Origin of the sequence: Actinocorallia sp. B10E7, from assembly GCF_039871655.1 — a bacterium.
In the GTDB taxonomy this organism is placed as follows: domain Bacteria; phylum Actinomycetota; class Actinomycetes; order Streptosporangiales; family Streptosporangiaceae; genus Actinocorallia.
Genome location: NZ_JBDPLZ010000009.1, coordinates 143,796 through 158,744, shown reverse-complemented (window position 1 = coordinate 158,744; position 14,949 = coordinate 143,796). Strand labels below are relative to the sequence as shown.

Below are 14,949 nucleotides of genomic sequence, written 5' to 3'. Positions count from 1 at the left end.
TGCTTGGACAGTTACGGGGACTGGCTCCGCGGGCGCACCGACGAACAGTTGCGCGCCCTGGTCTCCGCACGGCCCGAACTGATCACTCCCGTCCCCGCCGACCTGGCCGCCCTGGCCGCCCGCGCCGTCACCCCCGCGGCGGTCAACCGCGCGCTGGACCGGCTGGACCGCGCGGCCCTGGCCGTCCTCGAAGCCGTCATCGTCCTGCCCTCCCCCACCCTCACCTCGCTGAGGAAGGCGCTGGGAGCGCGGTGCGCCGAAGCCGTGGAGCGGCTGCGGGACCAGGGCCTGGTGTGGCCGGGCCCCGCCCGCACCCTGCGGGTCGCCCCCGGAGTCCGGGCGGCGATCACCCACCCGGCCGGGCTCGGGCCGCCCGCCCGGGAGGCCCTGGCGGCCCTGCCCCTGGACAGGCTGCTGGAGCTCGCCGAGGACCTGGGCGTCTCCACCGCCTTCGCCAGCGCCTCCGGGCTCGCCGAGGCCCTCGCCGGAGTACTGGCCGATCCCGGCCCCCTCGTCCGGGACGCCGGGCCCGAGGCCGGTGCGGCGCTGGAGCACCTGACCTGGGGGCCTCCCACCGGCCGGATCGAGAACGCGCGACGGCCGGTGCGCCTGGCCGAGGCGCGCAGCCCCGTCGAGCGCCTGCTGGCCCGGGGCCTGCTGATCGCCACGGACGACCGGACGGTGACCCTGCCCCGCGAGGTCGGGCTGCACCTGCGCCAGGGCGCGCTCTTCTGCGAGGACGTGGTCACCCCGCCGGCGCCGTCCGGGACCACCCGGTCCCGGAGGCTGACCGACCAGATCGCCTCGGGGCAGGCCTTCACCCTCCTGCGGCTGACCGAGGACCTGCTGGAGCACTGGGGGGTGAACCCGCCGCCGGTGCTGCGCTCCGGCGGCCTGGGCGTCCGCGAGCTCAAGGCCGCCGCGGCCCTGCTCGACCTGACCGAACGCGACACCGCGCTGGTCGTCGAGACGGCCTACGCGGCGGGCCTGCTCGCCCGCGACGCCGTGTCCTCGCAGTGGCTGCCCACCCGCACCTACGACCTGTGGCTGCTGCGCGACGCGGCCGCCCGCTGGACCGACCTGGCCTACGCCTGGCTGGGGACCGACCGGGTGCCCGGCCTGATCGGCGAACGCGACGCCAGGGACAAGACGATCAACGCCCTGTCCGACGAGCCCGTCCGGCCCTCCGCCCCGTGGATCAGGCGCGAGACGCTGGAGGTGCTGGAGGCGCTCCCCGAGGGGCTCGCGCCCGCCGAGGAGTCGGTGCTGCGGGCGCTGGCCTGGCGGCACCCCCGGCGCACGGGCGGCCTGCACGACCGGATCGTCTCGTGGACCCTGCACGAGGCGGCCTTTCTCGGGGTCACCGGGTTCGGCGCCGCGGCGTCCTACGCCGGAGCGCTCCTGGCCGGGGAGGACCTCGCCGAGACTCTCGGCGCGCTGCTGCCCGAGCCCGTCGACCAGGTGATGCTCCAGGCCGACCTGACGGCGGTCGCGCCCGGCCCGCTCGTGCCCGACCTGGCGCGGGAACTGGCGCTGGCCGCCGACGTGGAGTCCAAGGGCGGGGCGACCGTCTACCGGTTCACCCCCGAGTCCGTGCGGCGGGCGCTGGACGCCGGGCGCACCGTCTCGGACCTGCTCGATCTGCTCGCGCGGCACAGCAGCACCCCCGTCCCGCAGCCGCTGGCCTACCTGGTCGAGGACGTCGGGCGCCGGCACGGCCGGCTCCGGATCGGCACCGCCCTGTCGTACGTCCGCTGCGACGACCCGGCGGCCCTGGACGAGATCCTCGCCGACCGCCGCGCCGCGACCCTGCGCCTGTACCGGCTGGCTCCGACGGTGCTGGCCTCCCGCCTGTCCCGCCAGGAGCTGCTGGAGGCGCTGCGTTCCGTCGGCTTCTCCCCCGTCCCCGAATCGGCCGAGGGCGGGCTGGTGGTCACCCGGCTGGACGCCCGGCGCGCCGAGCCCGCGGCTCGGCCGCCCGCCGAGCATGAGCAGCTCGTGGACGAGCAGGTCGCCGCCGCGGCGATCCGGGCGCTGCGCGCGGGCGAGGAGGCGGCCTCGGTCGGCGCGCCCACCGGGGAGCTTCCGCGCACCCCGTCGGTGTCCATGATCGAGGAGCTGCGCGCCGCCATCGGCACCCGGCTGTGGATCGGCTACCTGGACCAGCAGGGCCAGGCCTCCAGCCGGATCGTCGAACCGGTGCGGGTGGACGGCGGCTACCTGACGGCGTATGACCAGACCAGGGCTTCCATCCAGCGTTTCGTGCTGCACCGCATCACCGGCATACGGAAAATCTGAACCCATCGATACTCTGCACAGTCCTACAGGTATGGACGAGAAGGTCTCCCCGTGAGCTATCCCCCGCAAGACCCCTACGGCTACGGCTACGGCATCCCCGGCCACCCGAACCAGTACGGGAACCAGTACGGGCCGTTCATCCCGCCGCCCGCTCCGGCGAGCAACGGCGCCGCCGTGGCCGCGCTGGTCGCCAACATCCTGCTCACCATCACCTGCTGCGGTCTGCTGGCCGTTCCGGGCATCGTCACCGCCGCGATGGCGGTGGGCCGGGTCAACACCGACCCGGTCTCCGCCAAGAACCTCACCATGTGGAGCTGGGTGATCTTCGGCGCCGCCGTCCTCGTGGGAATCGTACTGCTGGTCCTCTTCTTCGCCATGGGCATCTCCGGCTCCTTCGAGGAGTCCACCACCGGCGGCGACGGCATCACCGTCTGATCCCGGCACGGAATCCCACCCGCACCGGCGCGCAGGAACACCGGCACCCTCTCCGGTGTTGCAGACTCGATGCCTATGAATGATGGTCCGTTGATCGTGCAGTCGGACAAGACGCTGCTGCTGGAAGTCGATCATGAGCGGGCGGGTGATTGCCGTCGGGCCATCGCGCCCTTCTGCGAACTGGAGCGGGCGCCCGAGCACGTCCACACCTACCGGGTGACGCCGCTGGCGCTGTGGAACGCGCGGGCGGCCGGGCACGACGCCGAGCAGGTCGTCGACGCGCTGATCGAGTACTCGCGCTACCCGGTGCCGCACGCCCTGCTGGTGGACGTCGCCGACACCATGGGGCGGTACGGGCGGCTGCGGCTGGAGAAGCACCCCGCCCACGGGCTGGTCATGATCTCGACCGACCGGGCCGTGCTGGAGGAGGTGCTGCGGTCCAAGAAGATCAAGCCGCTGCTCGGCGACCGGGTCTCCGAGGACACCGTGGTCGTGCACCCGTCCGAGCGGGGCACCCTCAAGCAGGCGCTGCTCAAGCTGGGCTGGCCCGCCGAGGACCTCGCCGGGTACGTGGACGGCGAGGCCCACCCGATCGACCTGAACGAGACGGGCTGGTCGCTGCGGCCCTACCAGAAGGACGCCGCCGAGGCGTTCTGGCAGGGCGGTTCCGGGGTCGTGGTGCTGCCCTGCGGGGCCGGCAAGACGACGGTCGGCGCGGCGGCCATGGCGCACGCGCGGGCGACCACGCTGATCCTGGTCACCAACACCGTCAGCGTCCACCAGTGGAAGCAGGAGCTGATCCGCCGCACCAGCCTCACCGAGGACGAGATCGGCGAGTACTCGGGCGCCAAGAAGGAGATCCGCCCGGTCACCATCGCCACCTACCAGATCATGACGTCCCGGCGTAAGGGCGCCTACGGGCACCTGGAGTTGTTCGACGCCCGCGACTGGGGCCTGGTGATCTACGACGAGGTGCATCTGCTGCCCGCGCCGATCTTCCGGATGACCGCCGACCTGCAGGCCCGCCGCCGCCTCGGCCTGACCGCCACCCTGGTGCGCGAGGACGGCCGGGAGGGCGACGTCTTCTCCCTCATCGGACCCAAGCGCTACGACGCGCCCTGGAAGGAGATGGAGAACCAGGGCTGGATCGCCCCCGCCGACTGCGTCGAGGTGCGGGTGACCCTGACCGACTCCGAGCGGCTGGCCTACGCCACGGCCGAGCCCGAGGAGCGCTACCGGTTCTGTGCCACGACCGAGACCAAGACCCGGATCGTGGAACGGCTGGTGGAGCGGCACCGGGGCGAGCAGACCCTCGTCATCGGCCAGTACATCGACCAGCTCGACGAGCTGAGCGAACGCCTCGGCGCCCCGGTGATCAAGGGCGAGACCAAGATCAAGGAGCGGGAGCGGCTGTTCGACGGATTCCGCAGCGGCGAGATCAAGTGCCTGGTCGTCTCCAAGGTCGCGAACTTCTCCATCGACCTGCCCGAGGCGTCCGTGGCGATCCAGGTCTCCGGCTCCTTCGGCTCCCGCCAGGAGGAGGCCCAGCGCCTGGGCCGCGTCCTGCGCCCCAAGGCCGACGGCGGCAGCGCCCGCTTCTACAGCGTCGTCGCCCGCGACACCCTCGACCAGGACTTCGCCGCCCACCGTCAGCGCTTCCTGGCCGAACAGGGCTACGCCTACCGCATCGTCGACGCCGACGACGTCTGACCTTCGGCCGGCCGGTCCCTGAAGGTCTTCCGGTAGGCCAGGGGCGCCACGCCCAGCGTCGCGTGCAGGTGCTGGCGCAGGGAGACGGCGTGGCCGAAGCCGCTGCGGCGGGCGACCTCGTCCACCGGGAGGTCGGTGGCCTCCAGGAGGCGGCGGGCGTGCTCGACGCGCTGGAGGTTGAGCCATTTGGCGGGGCTGAGACCGGTCTCCTCCCGGAATCTGCGGGTGAACGTGCGGGGGCTCATCGCGGCGTGCGCGGCCAGGTCGGCCAGGGTGGTCGGCTCGGCCAGCCGGGTCAGCGCCCAGGCGCGGGTCGGGGCGGTGCCGCCGCCTCCCTGTTCGGGGACGGGCCGTTCGATGAACTGGGCCTGGCCGCCCTCCCTGTGGGGGGCGGCCACGCAGCGCCGGGCCGCCCGGTTGGCGACCTCGCTTCCGTGGTCCCTGCGGATGACGTGGAGGCACAGGTCGATGCCCGCGGCCACTCCAGCGGACGTGAGGACGTCGCCGTCGTCGACGAACAGCACGTCCGGGTCCAGCCGGACGGACGGGAAGAGCCGCGAGAACCGCTCGGCGTGACGCCAGTGCGTCGCGGCCGGGCGGCCGTCCAGGAGGCCCGCTGCGGCCAGCACGAAGGCTCCCGTACAGATCGATACCAACCGGGCCGAAGTGGCCCTCAGCGCCTCTCGTACGTCCTCCTGGAGGCTTCCGTCCTTCAGTGGCGCGCCGCCGAGGATGCCGGGGACGACGATCGTGTCGGCCGTCTCCAGCAGCGACAGGCCGTGGTCCGGCTGGACGCCGTAGCCCGCCCGGCACCGCACGGGCCCGCCCGCGGGACTGCAGGTGAGCACCTCGTAGTCGGCGGGCGGTTCGGCCACCGGGAAGACATGGCCGGGGATCCCGAAGTCGAGCGGGGCGAAGTCGTCCAGGACCAGGACGGCGATCCGGTGCGTCATGCCCGCTACCGTAATGGCTGAAATCTTTCGGTAGTTGGCTTTCCAGCCACTCGCCGCAACCCCTCCGGTCTCTCGAGAATTCAGGCATGAAGCTGCACAGGGCATGGATCGTGGCGGGCGTCGCGCTGGTCGCGATCATGGGCGCCGCGGGCTTCCGGGCCACACCGGGCGTCATGATCAATCCGCTCCGCGAGGAGTTCGGCTGGTCCACCGGCACGATCTCGCTGGCCGTCTCGGTGAACCTGCTCCTGTACGGGCTGACCGCGCCGTTCGCCGCCGCCCTGATGGACCGGTTCGGCATGCGCCGGGTCGTCGCGGCGGCGCTGGCGCTGATCGCGGCGGGCAGCGGCCTCACCGTCTGGATGAGCGCGAGCTGGCAGCTGGTCGCGTTGTGGGGCGTCCTGGTCGGCCTGGGCACCGGCTCGATGGCGCTGGTCTTCGCCGCCACCCTCACCAGCCGGTGGTTCGTCCGGCACCGGAGCCTGGTCATGGGCGTGCTGACGGCGAGCGGCGCGACCGGGCAGCTGGTCTTCCTGCCGCTCCTGGCCTACCTGGCCGAGCACCAGAGCTGGCGCTTCGCCTCCGTGACGGTCGCGGCGGCCGCGCTGGCCGTCGTCCCCCTGGTGTGGTTCCTGCTCCGCGACACCCCCGAGGAGGCCGGGCTGACCGCCCTGGGCGCGGACGGCCCCAGGGAGCACCCCCACCAGCCCGACGCCGCCCGGCGCGCCCTGCGGACGCTGCGCGAGGCGTCCGGCAGCCGCGGTTTCTGGTACCTGGTGCTGGGCTTCTTCGTCTGCGGGGCCAGCACCAACGGCCTGGTCGGCACCCACTTCATCCCGGCCGCCCACGACCACGGCATGAGCGAGCCGGCCGCCGCGGGCCTGCTCGCGGTGATCGGGGTGTTCGACGTCGCGGGCACCGTCCTGAGCGGCTGGCTCAGCGACCGGGTCGACCCGGGCAAGCTGCTGGTGGCCTACTACGGTCTGCGCGGCATGTCCCTGCTGGTGCTGCCGCAGCTGTTCGCCGCCACGGCCGAGCCGGCCATGCTGCTGTTCATCGTCTTCTACGGCCTCGACTGGGTGGCCACGGTCCCGCCGACCGTGGCGCTGTGCCAGCGGCTGTTCGGCCAGGACGGCTCGATCGTGTTCGGCTGGGTCTTCGCCTCCCACATGATCGGGGCCGCCTTCGCCTCCGTCGCCGCCGGGCTCCTGCGGGACGAGCTGGGGAACTACGACGTGGCCTGGTACGGAGCCGGGATCCTGTGCATCGCCGCGGCGTTCGTGTCCGCCGGCCTCCGCACCAGGCCTCCGCTCAGAAGATCCCCTGTCCCGGCGTGAGGATCTTCGACGGGTCGTAGGTCCGCTTGGCCGCGCTGAACGCCGGCCAGGCCCCGCCGAAGTGCCGCCGCCAGTCGTCCCGGCTGAGCGGGAGCGTCCCGATCGGGTACCAGCCGCCTCCGGCGGCGCGCACCCGCTCGTAGAACGCGCGGTTGGCCGCCGTCATGGTGGCGGCGTCGGCCGCGCCCGGCGAGGAGGTGCGCAGCAGCGAGAACAGGAACGCGTGCTTCTCGTCCGGCAACCGCAGCAGCGGGGCCTTCACCTTGGCCGTGGGGATCGGGTAGAGCAGGATGACCGCGCTCATCCCGATCAGGTCGGGGGTCAGCTCGGGCAGCGCCCCGGTCACCAGCTCGTCCGTCCTGGAGCCCGGCAGGACGCTGTCGAGCCAGGGGTGCGGCCGGGCCCACTCGCCGAGCTGGATGAGGATCTCGACGACCGGGGCGATGCGGTTGAGGAAGTCGAAGTACGTCAGGTCGTCGATGGTCACCGAGGCGTGGCCGAGGTCGCCGATGAGCGCGGCGTCGTCCTCGGGGGTCGCGTCGAACGCCACGGCCTCCATCATGAACGTCCAGGAGCCGTCCTCCTGACGGGCGAGTTGGCCCTCCAGGTAGCCGAACCTGCCCTCGTCCACCATGCGCCGCTGTGCGGCGGTGAGCGCCTCGACGGTCGGGTAGTACAGGTTGTACCGCCGGACGGTCGAGGGCGCGTCGATGAGCCTGACCGTGGCCCGGACGATGACGCCGACCTGGCCGAGGCCGCTGCGCACGGCGTCGAACAGGTCGCGCCGGACGGTCGGCGAGCAGGTCACCAGGTCGCCCTTGCCGGTCACCACCTGCAGTTCCAGCACGTTGTCGACCTGCGCTCCGTGGTGGCCGATCGCGCCGCCGAGCCCGCCGGCCGAGAGGGTGCCGCCGATGGAGAGGCCCAGGTAGTCGGCGAGGACCGGCGGGGTCTTCCCCCGGGCGAGCGCGGCCTGGACCAGCGCGAGCCAGGTGGCGCCCGCTCCGGCGACGGCCCGGTCCGCCCGGATCTCCAGGGAGTCCAGCGGGCCGAGGTCGATGACCAGCCCGCCCTCCACCTGGGACTGCCCGTTGGTGCTGTGCCCCTGGCCGCGTCCGGCCACCTGGATGCCGTGGCGGCGGCAGTACCTCATCATGGCGACGACGTCCTGGACCGATCCCGGTTCCAGGACCGCCCGGGGTCGTCTGCTGACGATGTGGCCGAAGTCGTCGGCCATCGCGTCGAGGGCCGCGTTGTCGAGCCGGAGCCGCCCGTCCAGCGGCGGCAGCCGGTCGAAGGGGCCTTCGGCGTGGGCCGCGGTGACCCAGGACCGGGTCACGGGGTCGAGGCCGAGGACGAGCGCGCCCGCCATCAGCCCGGTGATGACGGAGCGGCGACCGGGTTCCCGCACGGTGGTACCTCCTGAAGATCCGTTCAGACGACCTGAAAGGATCTTTGCAAGAATCTCACTACGGAATGTCCTAGATTGTAAATCTGCGCCACTCCGACCGGCCGTCTCCACGGCCACTGGACCACCGGAGGAACGGGAGTATGCACGCAGCCCGGGAAGACCGCCAAGCGGCGGCCTTCGATCACATCGGCGCCCGTTACGACGAGGCGTTCCCCCACAAAGACGGGCAGATCTCCGCCGGAGAGTGGCTGCTCGGCCGACTCTCCCCCGGCTCCGCCGTGCTGGACCTCGGCTGCGGCACCGGCCTGCCGACCGCGGCCCAGCTGGCCGGAGCCGGTCACCTCGTCACCGGCCTCGACCTGTCCGCCGAGATGGTCCGCCTCGCCCGGTCGAACGTCCCCGAGGCCTCCTTCCGGCAGGGCGACCTGCGGGACGCCGAAGGCGAATACGACGCCGTCGTCGCGTTCTTCGTCCTGCTGATGCTGCCGCTGCGCGAGTTCCCCGACGCCCTCGCCCGCGTCCACCGCGCCCTGCGGCCCGGCGGGCTGTTCTGCCTGTCGATGGTCGAGGCCGACCTCGACGACGTCCCGATCGCCTTCCTCGGCCAGGAGGTGCGGGTCTCCTGCCTCCTGCGGGACGAACTGCGCGCCGTCGTGGAGGAGGCCGGGTTCGCCGTCGAGGAGGAGCACGTGCTCAGCTACGCGCCCTCCACGACCCAGGCCGTCCCCGAAGTCCAGCTGTTCCTCAACTGCCGCCGCCCATGACCGTCACCGCCGAAGGGCTGCGCGAACGGCTGGCCTACCTGGGCGAGGCCGCCACCAGGATCGGGACCAGGCTCGACCCCGGGGCCAGCGCCCGCGCGCTGGCCTCCGCCATGGTGCCGCGGCTCGCCGACACCGTCACCGTCTACCTGCTGGAAGGCCTGTTCACCGGCCAGCGCCTGGACGGCTCCGACGAGCTGCGCCTGGTGACCGGCCCCAGACAGCCCGAAGACCTCGCCCGCGAGGTCATGCGGCTCGACGCCCCCCTCCAGGACGGCACGCTGCTGGCCCTCCCGATGAAGGTGCGCGGCCGGACCCTCGGGGCGGCCCTGCTGGAACGCGAACGCCGGCCGCACGACGGCATCGACGTGATGATGGCCGAGCAGCTCGCAGGGCAGGCCGCGCTCGCCGCCGACAACGCCCACCGCTACCGGGTCGAGGCGACCACCGCCGACACCCTCCAGCGCAGCATGCTCCCCACCTCGCTGCCCCGGTTCGCCGGAATCGAGCTGACCCACCGGTACCTGCCCGCCAGCGACCACGCCCGGGTCGGCGGCGACTGGTTCGACGCGATCGCGCTGCCCGGCAGCCGCGTCGCGCTGGTCGTCGGCGACGTCATGGGCCACGGCATGCGCTCGGCGGCGATCATGGGCCAGCTCCGCACGTCCGTGCAGACCCTCGCCGCCCTGGACCTGCCGCCCGACCAGGTGCTCCGCCAGCTCGACGGGCTCGCCCAGGGGCTCGGCGAGAACCACCTGGCCACCTGCCTGTACGCGGTCTACGACCCGGTGGCCCGGCGGGTCACGTTCGCCAACGCCGGGCACCTGCCGCCCGTCCTCGTCCACCGCGCGGGGCACGCCGAGCTGCTGCCCGTCCCCGAAGGGGTGCCGATCGGCGTGGGCGGAGTCGCCTTCGAGCCGATCGAGTTCCCGGTGCGGGACGGCGACCGGCTGGTGCTGTGCACCGACGGTCTGGTCGAGGTGCGCGGCCGCGACCTCATGGACGGGCTGTCGGAGCTGTGCTCCGTCCTCGGCGCCCGGCGGCTGCCCCTGGAAGCCCAGTGCGAGGAGGTGCTGCGCGTCCTGCCGCGAGGCGGCCAGCAGGACGACGACGTCGCGCTGCTCATGGCCGACCTGCAGGGCATCCCCGCCGCCCGCGTCGCCCGCTGGATGCTGCAGCCGCGGCGCACCACCCCGGGCAAGGTGCGGCGGCTGATCCGCGCCACCCTCGCCTCCTGGGGGCTGTCGGAGCACAGCGAGCTGGCCGAGCTGCTCGCCACCGAGCTGGTGACCAACGCCGTCCGCTACGCCACCCGCCCCATCGAGCTGCGGCTGCTGCACACCGAGGGCCTGCTGGTGGAGGTCAGCGACGACGAGCACGCGCTGCCGGTGCTGCGCGACGCCGACGCCGACGACGAGGACGGCCGCGGCATGCAGCTGGTCTCCCGGCTGGCCTGCCACTGGGGCGCGACCCGCACCTCCACCGGCAAGGTCGTCTGGTTCCGGCTGACCGTCCAGCCGGACGGGCCTTAGACGCGGACGGTCGTCACCGGAAGGGACGAGTCGGCCGGGATGTCCAGGCGGGAGTCCTCCACCCCGGAGGCGACCAGCTCGGCGCCGAGCGCGGCGACCATCGCGCCGTTGTCGGTGCACAGGCCGGGGCGGGGCACCCGCAGCCGGATCCCCGCCTTGTCACAGCGCTGCTTGGCCATCTCCCGGAGCCGGGAGTTGGCGGCGACCCCGCCGCCGATCTGGAGGTGGTCGACGTCGTGGGCCTTGCAGACCGCGATGGCCTTGCGGGTGAGGACGTCCACGACCGCCTCCTGGAACGAGGCGGCCACGTCCGCGATCGGGACGGGCTCTCCCGCGCGCTCCCGGCCCTCCACCCACCGGGCGACCGCCGACTTCAGGCCGGAGAAGGAGAAGTCGTAGGTCCCGTCGTCCAGCTTGCCCCGGGGGAAGGCGATCGCCGCGTGGTCGCCCGTCTTGGCGGTCCGGTCGATGATCGGGCCGCCGGGGAAACCCAGGTCCAGCACCCGGGCCACCTTGTCGAACGCCTCTCCCGCGGCGTCGTCCACGGTCGAGCCCAGAGAGCGGACGTCGGTGGCGACGTCGGGCACCAGCAGCAGCGACGAGTGGCCGCCGGAGACCAGCAGCGACACGCACGGCTTGGGCAGCGGCCCGTGCTCCAGCTGATCGACGGCCACGTGCGCGGCCAGGTGGTTCACGCCGTACAGGGGCTTGCCGAGGGCGAACGCGTAAGCCTTGGCCGCGGCGACCCCGACCATCAGCGTGCCGGCCAGGCCGGGGCCCGCGGTGACCGCGATCGCGTCCAGGTCGTCCAGGGTCACGCCCGCGGTCTTCAGCGCCCGGTCGACCGTCGGGGTCATCGCCTCCAGATGGGCGCGGGAGGCCACCTCGGGCACCACCCCGCCGAACCTGGCGTGCAGTTCGACGCTGGAGGCGACGGTGTCGGCGAGCAGGGTGTGGCCCTGGACGATGCCGACCCCGGTCTCGTCGCAGGAGGTCTCGATGCCCAGCACCAGAGGTTCGCTCACTGCTTGTCCCTCCTCATGACGATCGCGTCCGCACCGGACGGCTGGTAGTAGCGTTTGCGGACGCCTATCCGGACGAACCCGAACTTCTCGTAGAGCCGCAGCGCCGGTTCGTTGTCGGCGCGGACCTCCAGGAACACCGCGCGGCAGCCGCGGCGCCCCGCCTCCTCCAGCAGCTCGGTCAGCAGCACCGCGCCCAGGCCTTTGCCCTGGTGGGCGAGGCGGATCCCGATCGTCTGGATGTCCCCCTCGTCGGCCGCGGCGGCCAGCCCGCCGTAACCGATGATCTCGCCGTCCCGCTCCATCACCACGTAGTGCCGGGTGCGGGGCTGGTCGGCCAGCTCGCCCAGGAGCATGCCCTCGGTCCAGGCCTCGTCGGCGAAGAGCTCGTGCTCGATCTCCATCGCGGCGGGGAGGTCGGCCGCGGTCATCTGCCGGATCACTGGGCCGCCCGCTTCCTCGGACCGATCTCCTGGGCGTCGGGGCGGCGCAGGTAGAGCGGTTCGGGCGGCAGCAGGGGCAGCCCGGGACGGCCCGAGAGACGGATGATCGCGATCTCGGCGATCGCCGCGGCGGACGGCATCAGCGGCTCGCCGGGCTCGCCCAGGACCGCCGGGTACAGCGCGGCGCCCTCGCCGTGGACGGGCAGGCCGGGCTCGGCGGCGTCGGAGGGCGGGCCGACGGCCGGCTCGGTGAGGCGGCTGGTGTAGGAGTCGTACCTGGCCCAGTAGACCTCTTTGCGCCGGGCGTCGGTGGCGACGACGAACGGATCGCTCCGCCCGGTGGCCCAGGCGATGGCGTCCAGGGTGCAGACCCCGTGCACCGGGATCTTCAGCGCGTCGCCCAGCGCGTGCGCGGTGGCCAGGCCCACCCGCAGCCCGGTGTAGGGGCCGGGGCCGACGCCCACCGCGATCGCCCTCAGCTCGCCGGGAGAGACCCCGGCCTCCGCCAGGACCTGGGAGATCGAGGGGGTCAGGACCTCGGCGTGGCGCTGCCTGCCCACCCCGTGCACGCTGCTGCGGGCATAGACGGTGTCACCGGGCAGCCACTCGTAGAGGGAGACGGTGACCGCCGAGGTCGCGGTGTCGAAAGCCAGAACCAGCACAACCGCCAAGCGTAGCCGTCAGGCGGCCTGGTTGCGTACCGCCTCCGCCGCCGCCTTGGCCACCTCGCGGGCGCCGTCCAGGCACATGTCCTCGCTGAGCGGGGTGTCCTCCTTGGCGCTGCCCCCGTAGCTCACCGTGAGCAGCACGTTGCCCACCTGGACGTTGACGATCCCCTGGCCCTGGAACTTCTCCGCGATGAACAGCTCGTAGGCCTGCTCGCCGATGCCCTCGACGTTCTGGAAGCGCTTCAGCCTCTGGCCGGAGAGCAGGCCCTCGCCCCCCTCGTCGGCCGTGGCCTCCTCCTGGAACGTGGACACCGCCTGCTTGATCGGCGTGGAGCCGGTGATGCCGCGCACCTCGATGGCCAGTTCCCGGGGGTGGGAGGCGCCCAGCTCACCCCAGCTGCACTTGGAGTAGTCGTCGGCCTCGGTGCCCTCGTGCGGGCGCGCGGTGGTGTCGGGGACCAGCCGGGCGGCGGTCTCCGGCTTCACCAGGTCGCAGGCGGCGGGCACGACCTCGAACGGGGTGAAGGTCGTCTTGGGCCTGGCCGCGGCGCTCTGCTGACTGCGCGCCGGCTCGATCCGCTCCTCTGGCGAACCACCCGCGTTGCGCAGGATGAAGAGCCCCGCGACCGCGCAGACCGCGAGCACCGCGGTCAGCGCCCCGGCCAGGAGGATCGCCATGCTCCTTTCGGAACCGCTGGATCTGCGTCTTTGACCGCCCATGGAGGACTCCCATTCCCGTTACCGAGATATCAGGGGAAGTAACTCGTTACTGCGGTGAAGAGGTTACGACATCTAAATGCAACTTAGGGAGTACCTAGCGGTAGCTTCCGCACCAGAAGAACCGCCTTTTTTCATCCTGGAACGCTCCCGGACCATCTCCCCCCCACTCCGGTGACCGTCACCTCACGCTCCTCACCCGAACCCACCCGCTCCAGCCGGACCTCCAGCCGGTCCTCCGCGAGCTCCTCGACCAGACCCTCGCCCCACTCGACGATGGTGACCGCGTCCTCCAGCGAGGCGTCCAGGTCGAGATCGTCCACCTCGGCCAGACCGCCCAGGCGGTAGGCGTCCACGTGCACCAGCGGCGGTCCCCCGGACAACGACGGATGCACCCTCGCGATCACGAAGGTCGGCGAGGTGATCGGGCCCCGCACGCCCAGCCCCGCGCCGATGCCCTGCGTCAGGGTGGTCTTGCCCGCCCCCAGGCCGCCCGACAGGACGACCAGGTCCCCGGCCCGCAGCCGCCCGGCCAGTTCCCTGCCGAAACGATGCATCTCCTCGGCCGTCTCGATGCGCACTAGCCCTCCTTCCTTCCCCGCCCGCCCGCGGCCCGCTCCACCAGCCGCCGCAGCGCCGCGGTCACCCGGTCCGGATGCTCCAGCGGGAGCAGGTGCCCGGCCTCCTCGATCCCGACGAACTCCACGTCGTCCAGCAGATCCGCGATCAGCTCGCCGTGGACCTTCGGCGTGAGCACGTCGGCTCCCCCCGACATGACCAGGACCGGGACCTTCGTCAGGATCTCCAGCGACGCGCGCTTGTCATGGCGCATGAGCGACGGGTAGAACTCGGCGATCACGTCGATGGGCGTGGCGCGGATCATCTGCTCCACGAAGTCCACGATGGTAGGGCTGATCCTCCTGTCCGCGAAGCCCATCCGGCGGATCACGAAGAACGCCACGTCGGCGCCGACCTCCCGGGCGGGGTCCACGATCTGCTTGCGGCGGCCCAGCCCGCTGACCACGCGCGGCGCGAACGGGCGCACCATCTTGGCCAGCAGCAGCGGGAAACCGAGCGTCATCTCGTGGACGTCGCCGGTGGAGGTGTTGACCAGGCCGACGCCGACGACACCGGAGCCGAACAGACCGGGTTCCCGGTCGGCCAACGCCATGATCGACATCCCGCCCATGGAATGGCCGACCAGGACCACCGGCTCGTCCGGACGGACCGTGGCGCGCAGCACCGCGGCCAGGTCCGCGCCGGTCTGGTCGATGGTGGCGTTGCCCGGCTTGCTGCGCCCCGAGGCCCCGTGGCTGCGCTGGTCCCAGAAGACCTTGCGGAACCCCTTCAGATCGCGTCGCTGGAAGTGCCAGGTGTCCTGGGTCAGGCAGTAGCCGTGGCAGAAGACGAGCGTCGGCCGCCCGGGGACCCGCTCCGCCGGCTCGTCGACCTCCACGTACAGCGGCAGGCCGTCGTCGGCCAGGACCGTCATCGGCTCGCCGCACCGGACCCCGAAGGGCTCTCCCGCGTACGGGTCCGGCTGTAGCCGGACCCGGCCGACCGCCACCCGGCGCGCCGCGACCGCCGCTCCGACGCCCGCCGCGCCCAGCGCCGCGACCGCGCCCGCGATACCTAGCCTGCGTCTGTTCCCGACGTCCAACC

14 protein-coding genes are annotated in these 14,949 nt (G+C 72.7%); 6 read left to right on the top strand and 8 right to left on the bottom strand.

From position 1 onward, the window contains the following. Window positions 1-3 precede the first annotated feature (3 nt). From ABGB12_RS27575 to ABGB12_RS27565, 3 genes are all read left to right on the top strand, one after another. Window positions 4-2,298, top strand: a complete 2,295-nt coding sequence (locus tag ABGB12_RS27575; RefSeq protein WP_347682377.1) for a helicase-associated domain-containing protein — start codon at window positions 4-6, stop codon at window positions 2,296-2,298. Between the two features lie 51 nt (window positions 2,299-2,349). Continuing rightward, window positions 2,350-2,733: a hypothetical protein gene (locus tag ABGB12_RS27570; protein WP_347682376.1), complete on the top strand. Its 384-nt coding sequence runs from the start codon at window positions 2,350-2,352 to the stop codon at window positions 2,731-2,733. A 75-nt stretch (window positions 2,734-2,808) separates the two neighbouring features. Then, the gene (locus ABGB12_RS27565) at window positions 2,809-4,443 is read left to right on the top strand and encodes a DNA repair helicase XPB (RefSeq protein ID WP_347682375.1); all 1,635 of its coding nucleotides are present in this window, start codon (window positions 2,809-2,811) and stop codon (window positions 4,441-4,443) included. On the opposite strand, the gene ABGB12_RS27560 is transcribed toward ABGB12_RS27565, so the two are convergent. Further along, window positions 4,413-5,396 carry a helix-turn-helix domain-containing protein gene (locus tag ABGB12_RS27560; RefSeq protein WP_347682374.1) on the bottom strand — a complete coding sequence of 328 codons (984 nt, stop codon included), beginning with the start codon at window positions 5,394-5,396 and terminating at the stop codon, window positions 4,413-4,415. The two genes, ABGB12_RS27565 and ABGB12_RS27560, sit on opposite strands and share 31 nt — an antisense overlap. Window positions 5,397-5,482: 86 nt before the next feature. Between ABGB12_RS27560 and ABGB12_RS27555 the strand changes: the two genes are divergently transcribed. Further along, a complete protein-coding gene (locus ABGB12_RS27555; protein WP_347682373.1) occupies window positions 5,483-6,733 on the top strand; it encodes an MFS transporter in 1,251 nt (416 codons plus the stop codon). Here ABGB12_RS27555 and ABGB12_RS27550 read toward each other — a convergent pair. Beyond that, complete coding sequence (locus ABGB12_RS27550) at window positions 6,708-8,144, bottom strand: FAD-binding protein (RefSeq protein ID WP_347682372.1); 1,437 nt, start codon at window positions 8,142-8,144, stop codon at window positions 6,708-6,710. The genes ABGB12_RS27555 and ABGB12_RS27550 overlap by 26 nt on opposite strands. Window positions 8,145-8,284: 140 nt before the next feature. On the opposite strand from ABGB12_RS27550, the gene ABGB12_RS27545 reads away from it, so the two are divergent. Both ABGB12_RS27545 and ABGB12_RS27540 read left to right on the top strand, forming a co-directional pair. After that, a complete protein-coding gene (locus ABGB12_RS27545) occupies window positions 8,285-8,908 on the top strand; it encodes a class I SAM-dependent methyltransferase (protein WP_347682371.1) in 624 nt (207 codons plus the stop codon). After that, window positions 8,905-10,437: an ATP-binding SpoIIE family protein phosphatase gene (locus ABGB12_RS27540; protein ID WP_347682370.1), complete on the top strand. Its 1,533-nt coding sequence runs from the start codon at window positions 8,905-8,907 to the stop codon at window positions 10,435-10,437. Before ABGB12_RS27545 ends, ABGB12_RS27540 begins: the two co-directional genes overlap by 4 nt. Here ABGB12_RS27540 and tsaD read toward each other — a convergent pair. The 6 genes from tsaD to ABGB12_RS27510 all read right to left on the bottom strand — a co-directional run bounded on the left by tsaD (window position 10,434) and on the right by ABGB12_RS27510 (window position 14,947). After that, window positions 10,434-11,462: a tRNA (adenosine(37)-N6)-threonylcarbamoyltransferase complex transferase subunit TsaD gene (gene tsaD / locus ABGB12_RS27535; protein ID WP_347682369.1), complete on the bottom strand. Its 1,029-nt coding sequence runs from the start codon at window positions 11,460-11,462 to the stop codon at window positions 10,434-10,436. The two genes, ABGB12_RS27540 and tsaD, sit on opposite strands and share 4 nt — an antisense overlap. Then, window positions 11,459-11,890 carry a ribosomal protein S18-alanine N-acetyltransferase gene (gene rimI, locus ABGB12_RS27530; RefSeq protein WP_347682455.1) on the bottom strand — a complete coding sequence of 144 codons (432 nt, stop codon included), beginning with the start codon at window positions 11,888-11,890 and terminating at the stop codon, window positions 11,459-11,461. The genes tsaD and rimI overlap by 4 nt, the downstream gene beginning before the upstream one ends. A gap of 8 nt (window positions 11,891-11,898) precedes the next feature. After that, a complete protein-coding gene (gene tsaB, locus ABGB12_RS27525; RefSeq protein ID WP_347682368.1) occupies window positions 11,899-12,564 on the bottom strand; it encodes a tRNA (adenosine(37)-N6)-threonylcarbamoyltransferase complex dimerization subunit type 1 TsaB in 666 nt (221 codons plus the stop codon). Between the two features lie 18 nt (window positions 12,565-12,582). Then, entirely contained in the window at window positions 12,583-13,248 is a 666-nt protein-coding gene (locus ABGB12_RS27520; RefSeq protein ID WP_347682367.1) for a hypothetical protein, read from the bottom strand. Window positions 13,249-13,421: 173 nt separating this feature from the next. Continuing rightward, window positions 13,422-13,868 carry a tRNA (adenosine(37)-N6)-threonylcarbamoyltransferase complex ATPase subunit type 1 TsaE gene (tsaE, locus tag ABGB12_RS27515; protein WP_347682366.1) on the bottom strand — a complete coding sequence of 149 codons (447 nt, stop codon included), beginning with the start codon at window positions 13,866-13,868 and terminating at the stop codon, window positions 13,422-13,424. Beyond that, window positions 13,868-14,947, bottom strand: a complete 1,080-nt coding sequence (locus tag ABGB12_RS27510; protein ID WP_347682365.1) for an alpha/beta hydrolase — start codon at window positions 14,945-14,947, stop codon at window positions 13,868-13,870. Before ABGB12_RS27510 ends, tsaE begins: the two co-directional genes overlap by 1 nt. Between the last annotated feature and the right edge of the window lie 2 nt (window positions 14,948-14,949).

Bases quoted from the DNA above. Each gene is read 5' to 3' on its own strand.
- ABGB12_RS27565 (WP_347682375.1), top strand. From the start codon at position 2,809: ATGAATGATGGTCCGTTGATCGTGCAGTCGGACAAGACGCTGCTGCTG.
- ABGB12_RS27560 (WP_347682374.1), bottom strand. From the start codon at position 5,396: ATGACGCACCGGATCGCCGTCCTGGTCCTGGACGACTTCGCCCCGCTC.
- ABGB12_RS27555 (WP_347682373.1), top strand. From the start codon at position 5,483: ATGAAGCTGCACAGGGCATGGATCGTGGCGGGCGTCGCGCTGGTCGCG.
- ABGB12_RS27545 (WP_347682371.1), top strand. From the start codon at position 8,285: ATGCACGCAGCCCGGGAAGACCGCCAAGCGGCGGCCTTCGATCACATC.
- ABGB12_RS27540 (WP_347682370.1), top strand. From the start codon at position 8,905: ATGACCGTCACCGCCGAAGGGCTGCGCGAACGGCTGGCCTACCTGGGC.
- rimI (WP_347682455.1), bottom strand. From the start codon at position 11,890: ATGACCGCGGCCGACCTCCCCGCCGCGATGGAGATCGAGCACGAGCTC.
- ABGB12_RS27520 (WP_347682367.1), bottom strand. From the start codon at position 13,248: ATGGCGATCCTCCTGGCCGGGGCGCTGACCGCGGTGCTCGCGGTCTGC.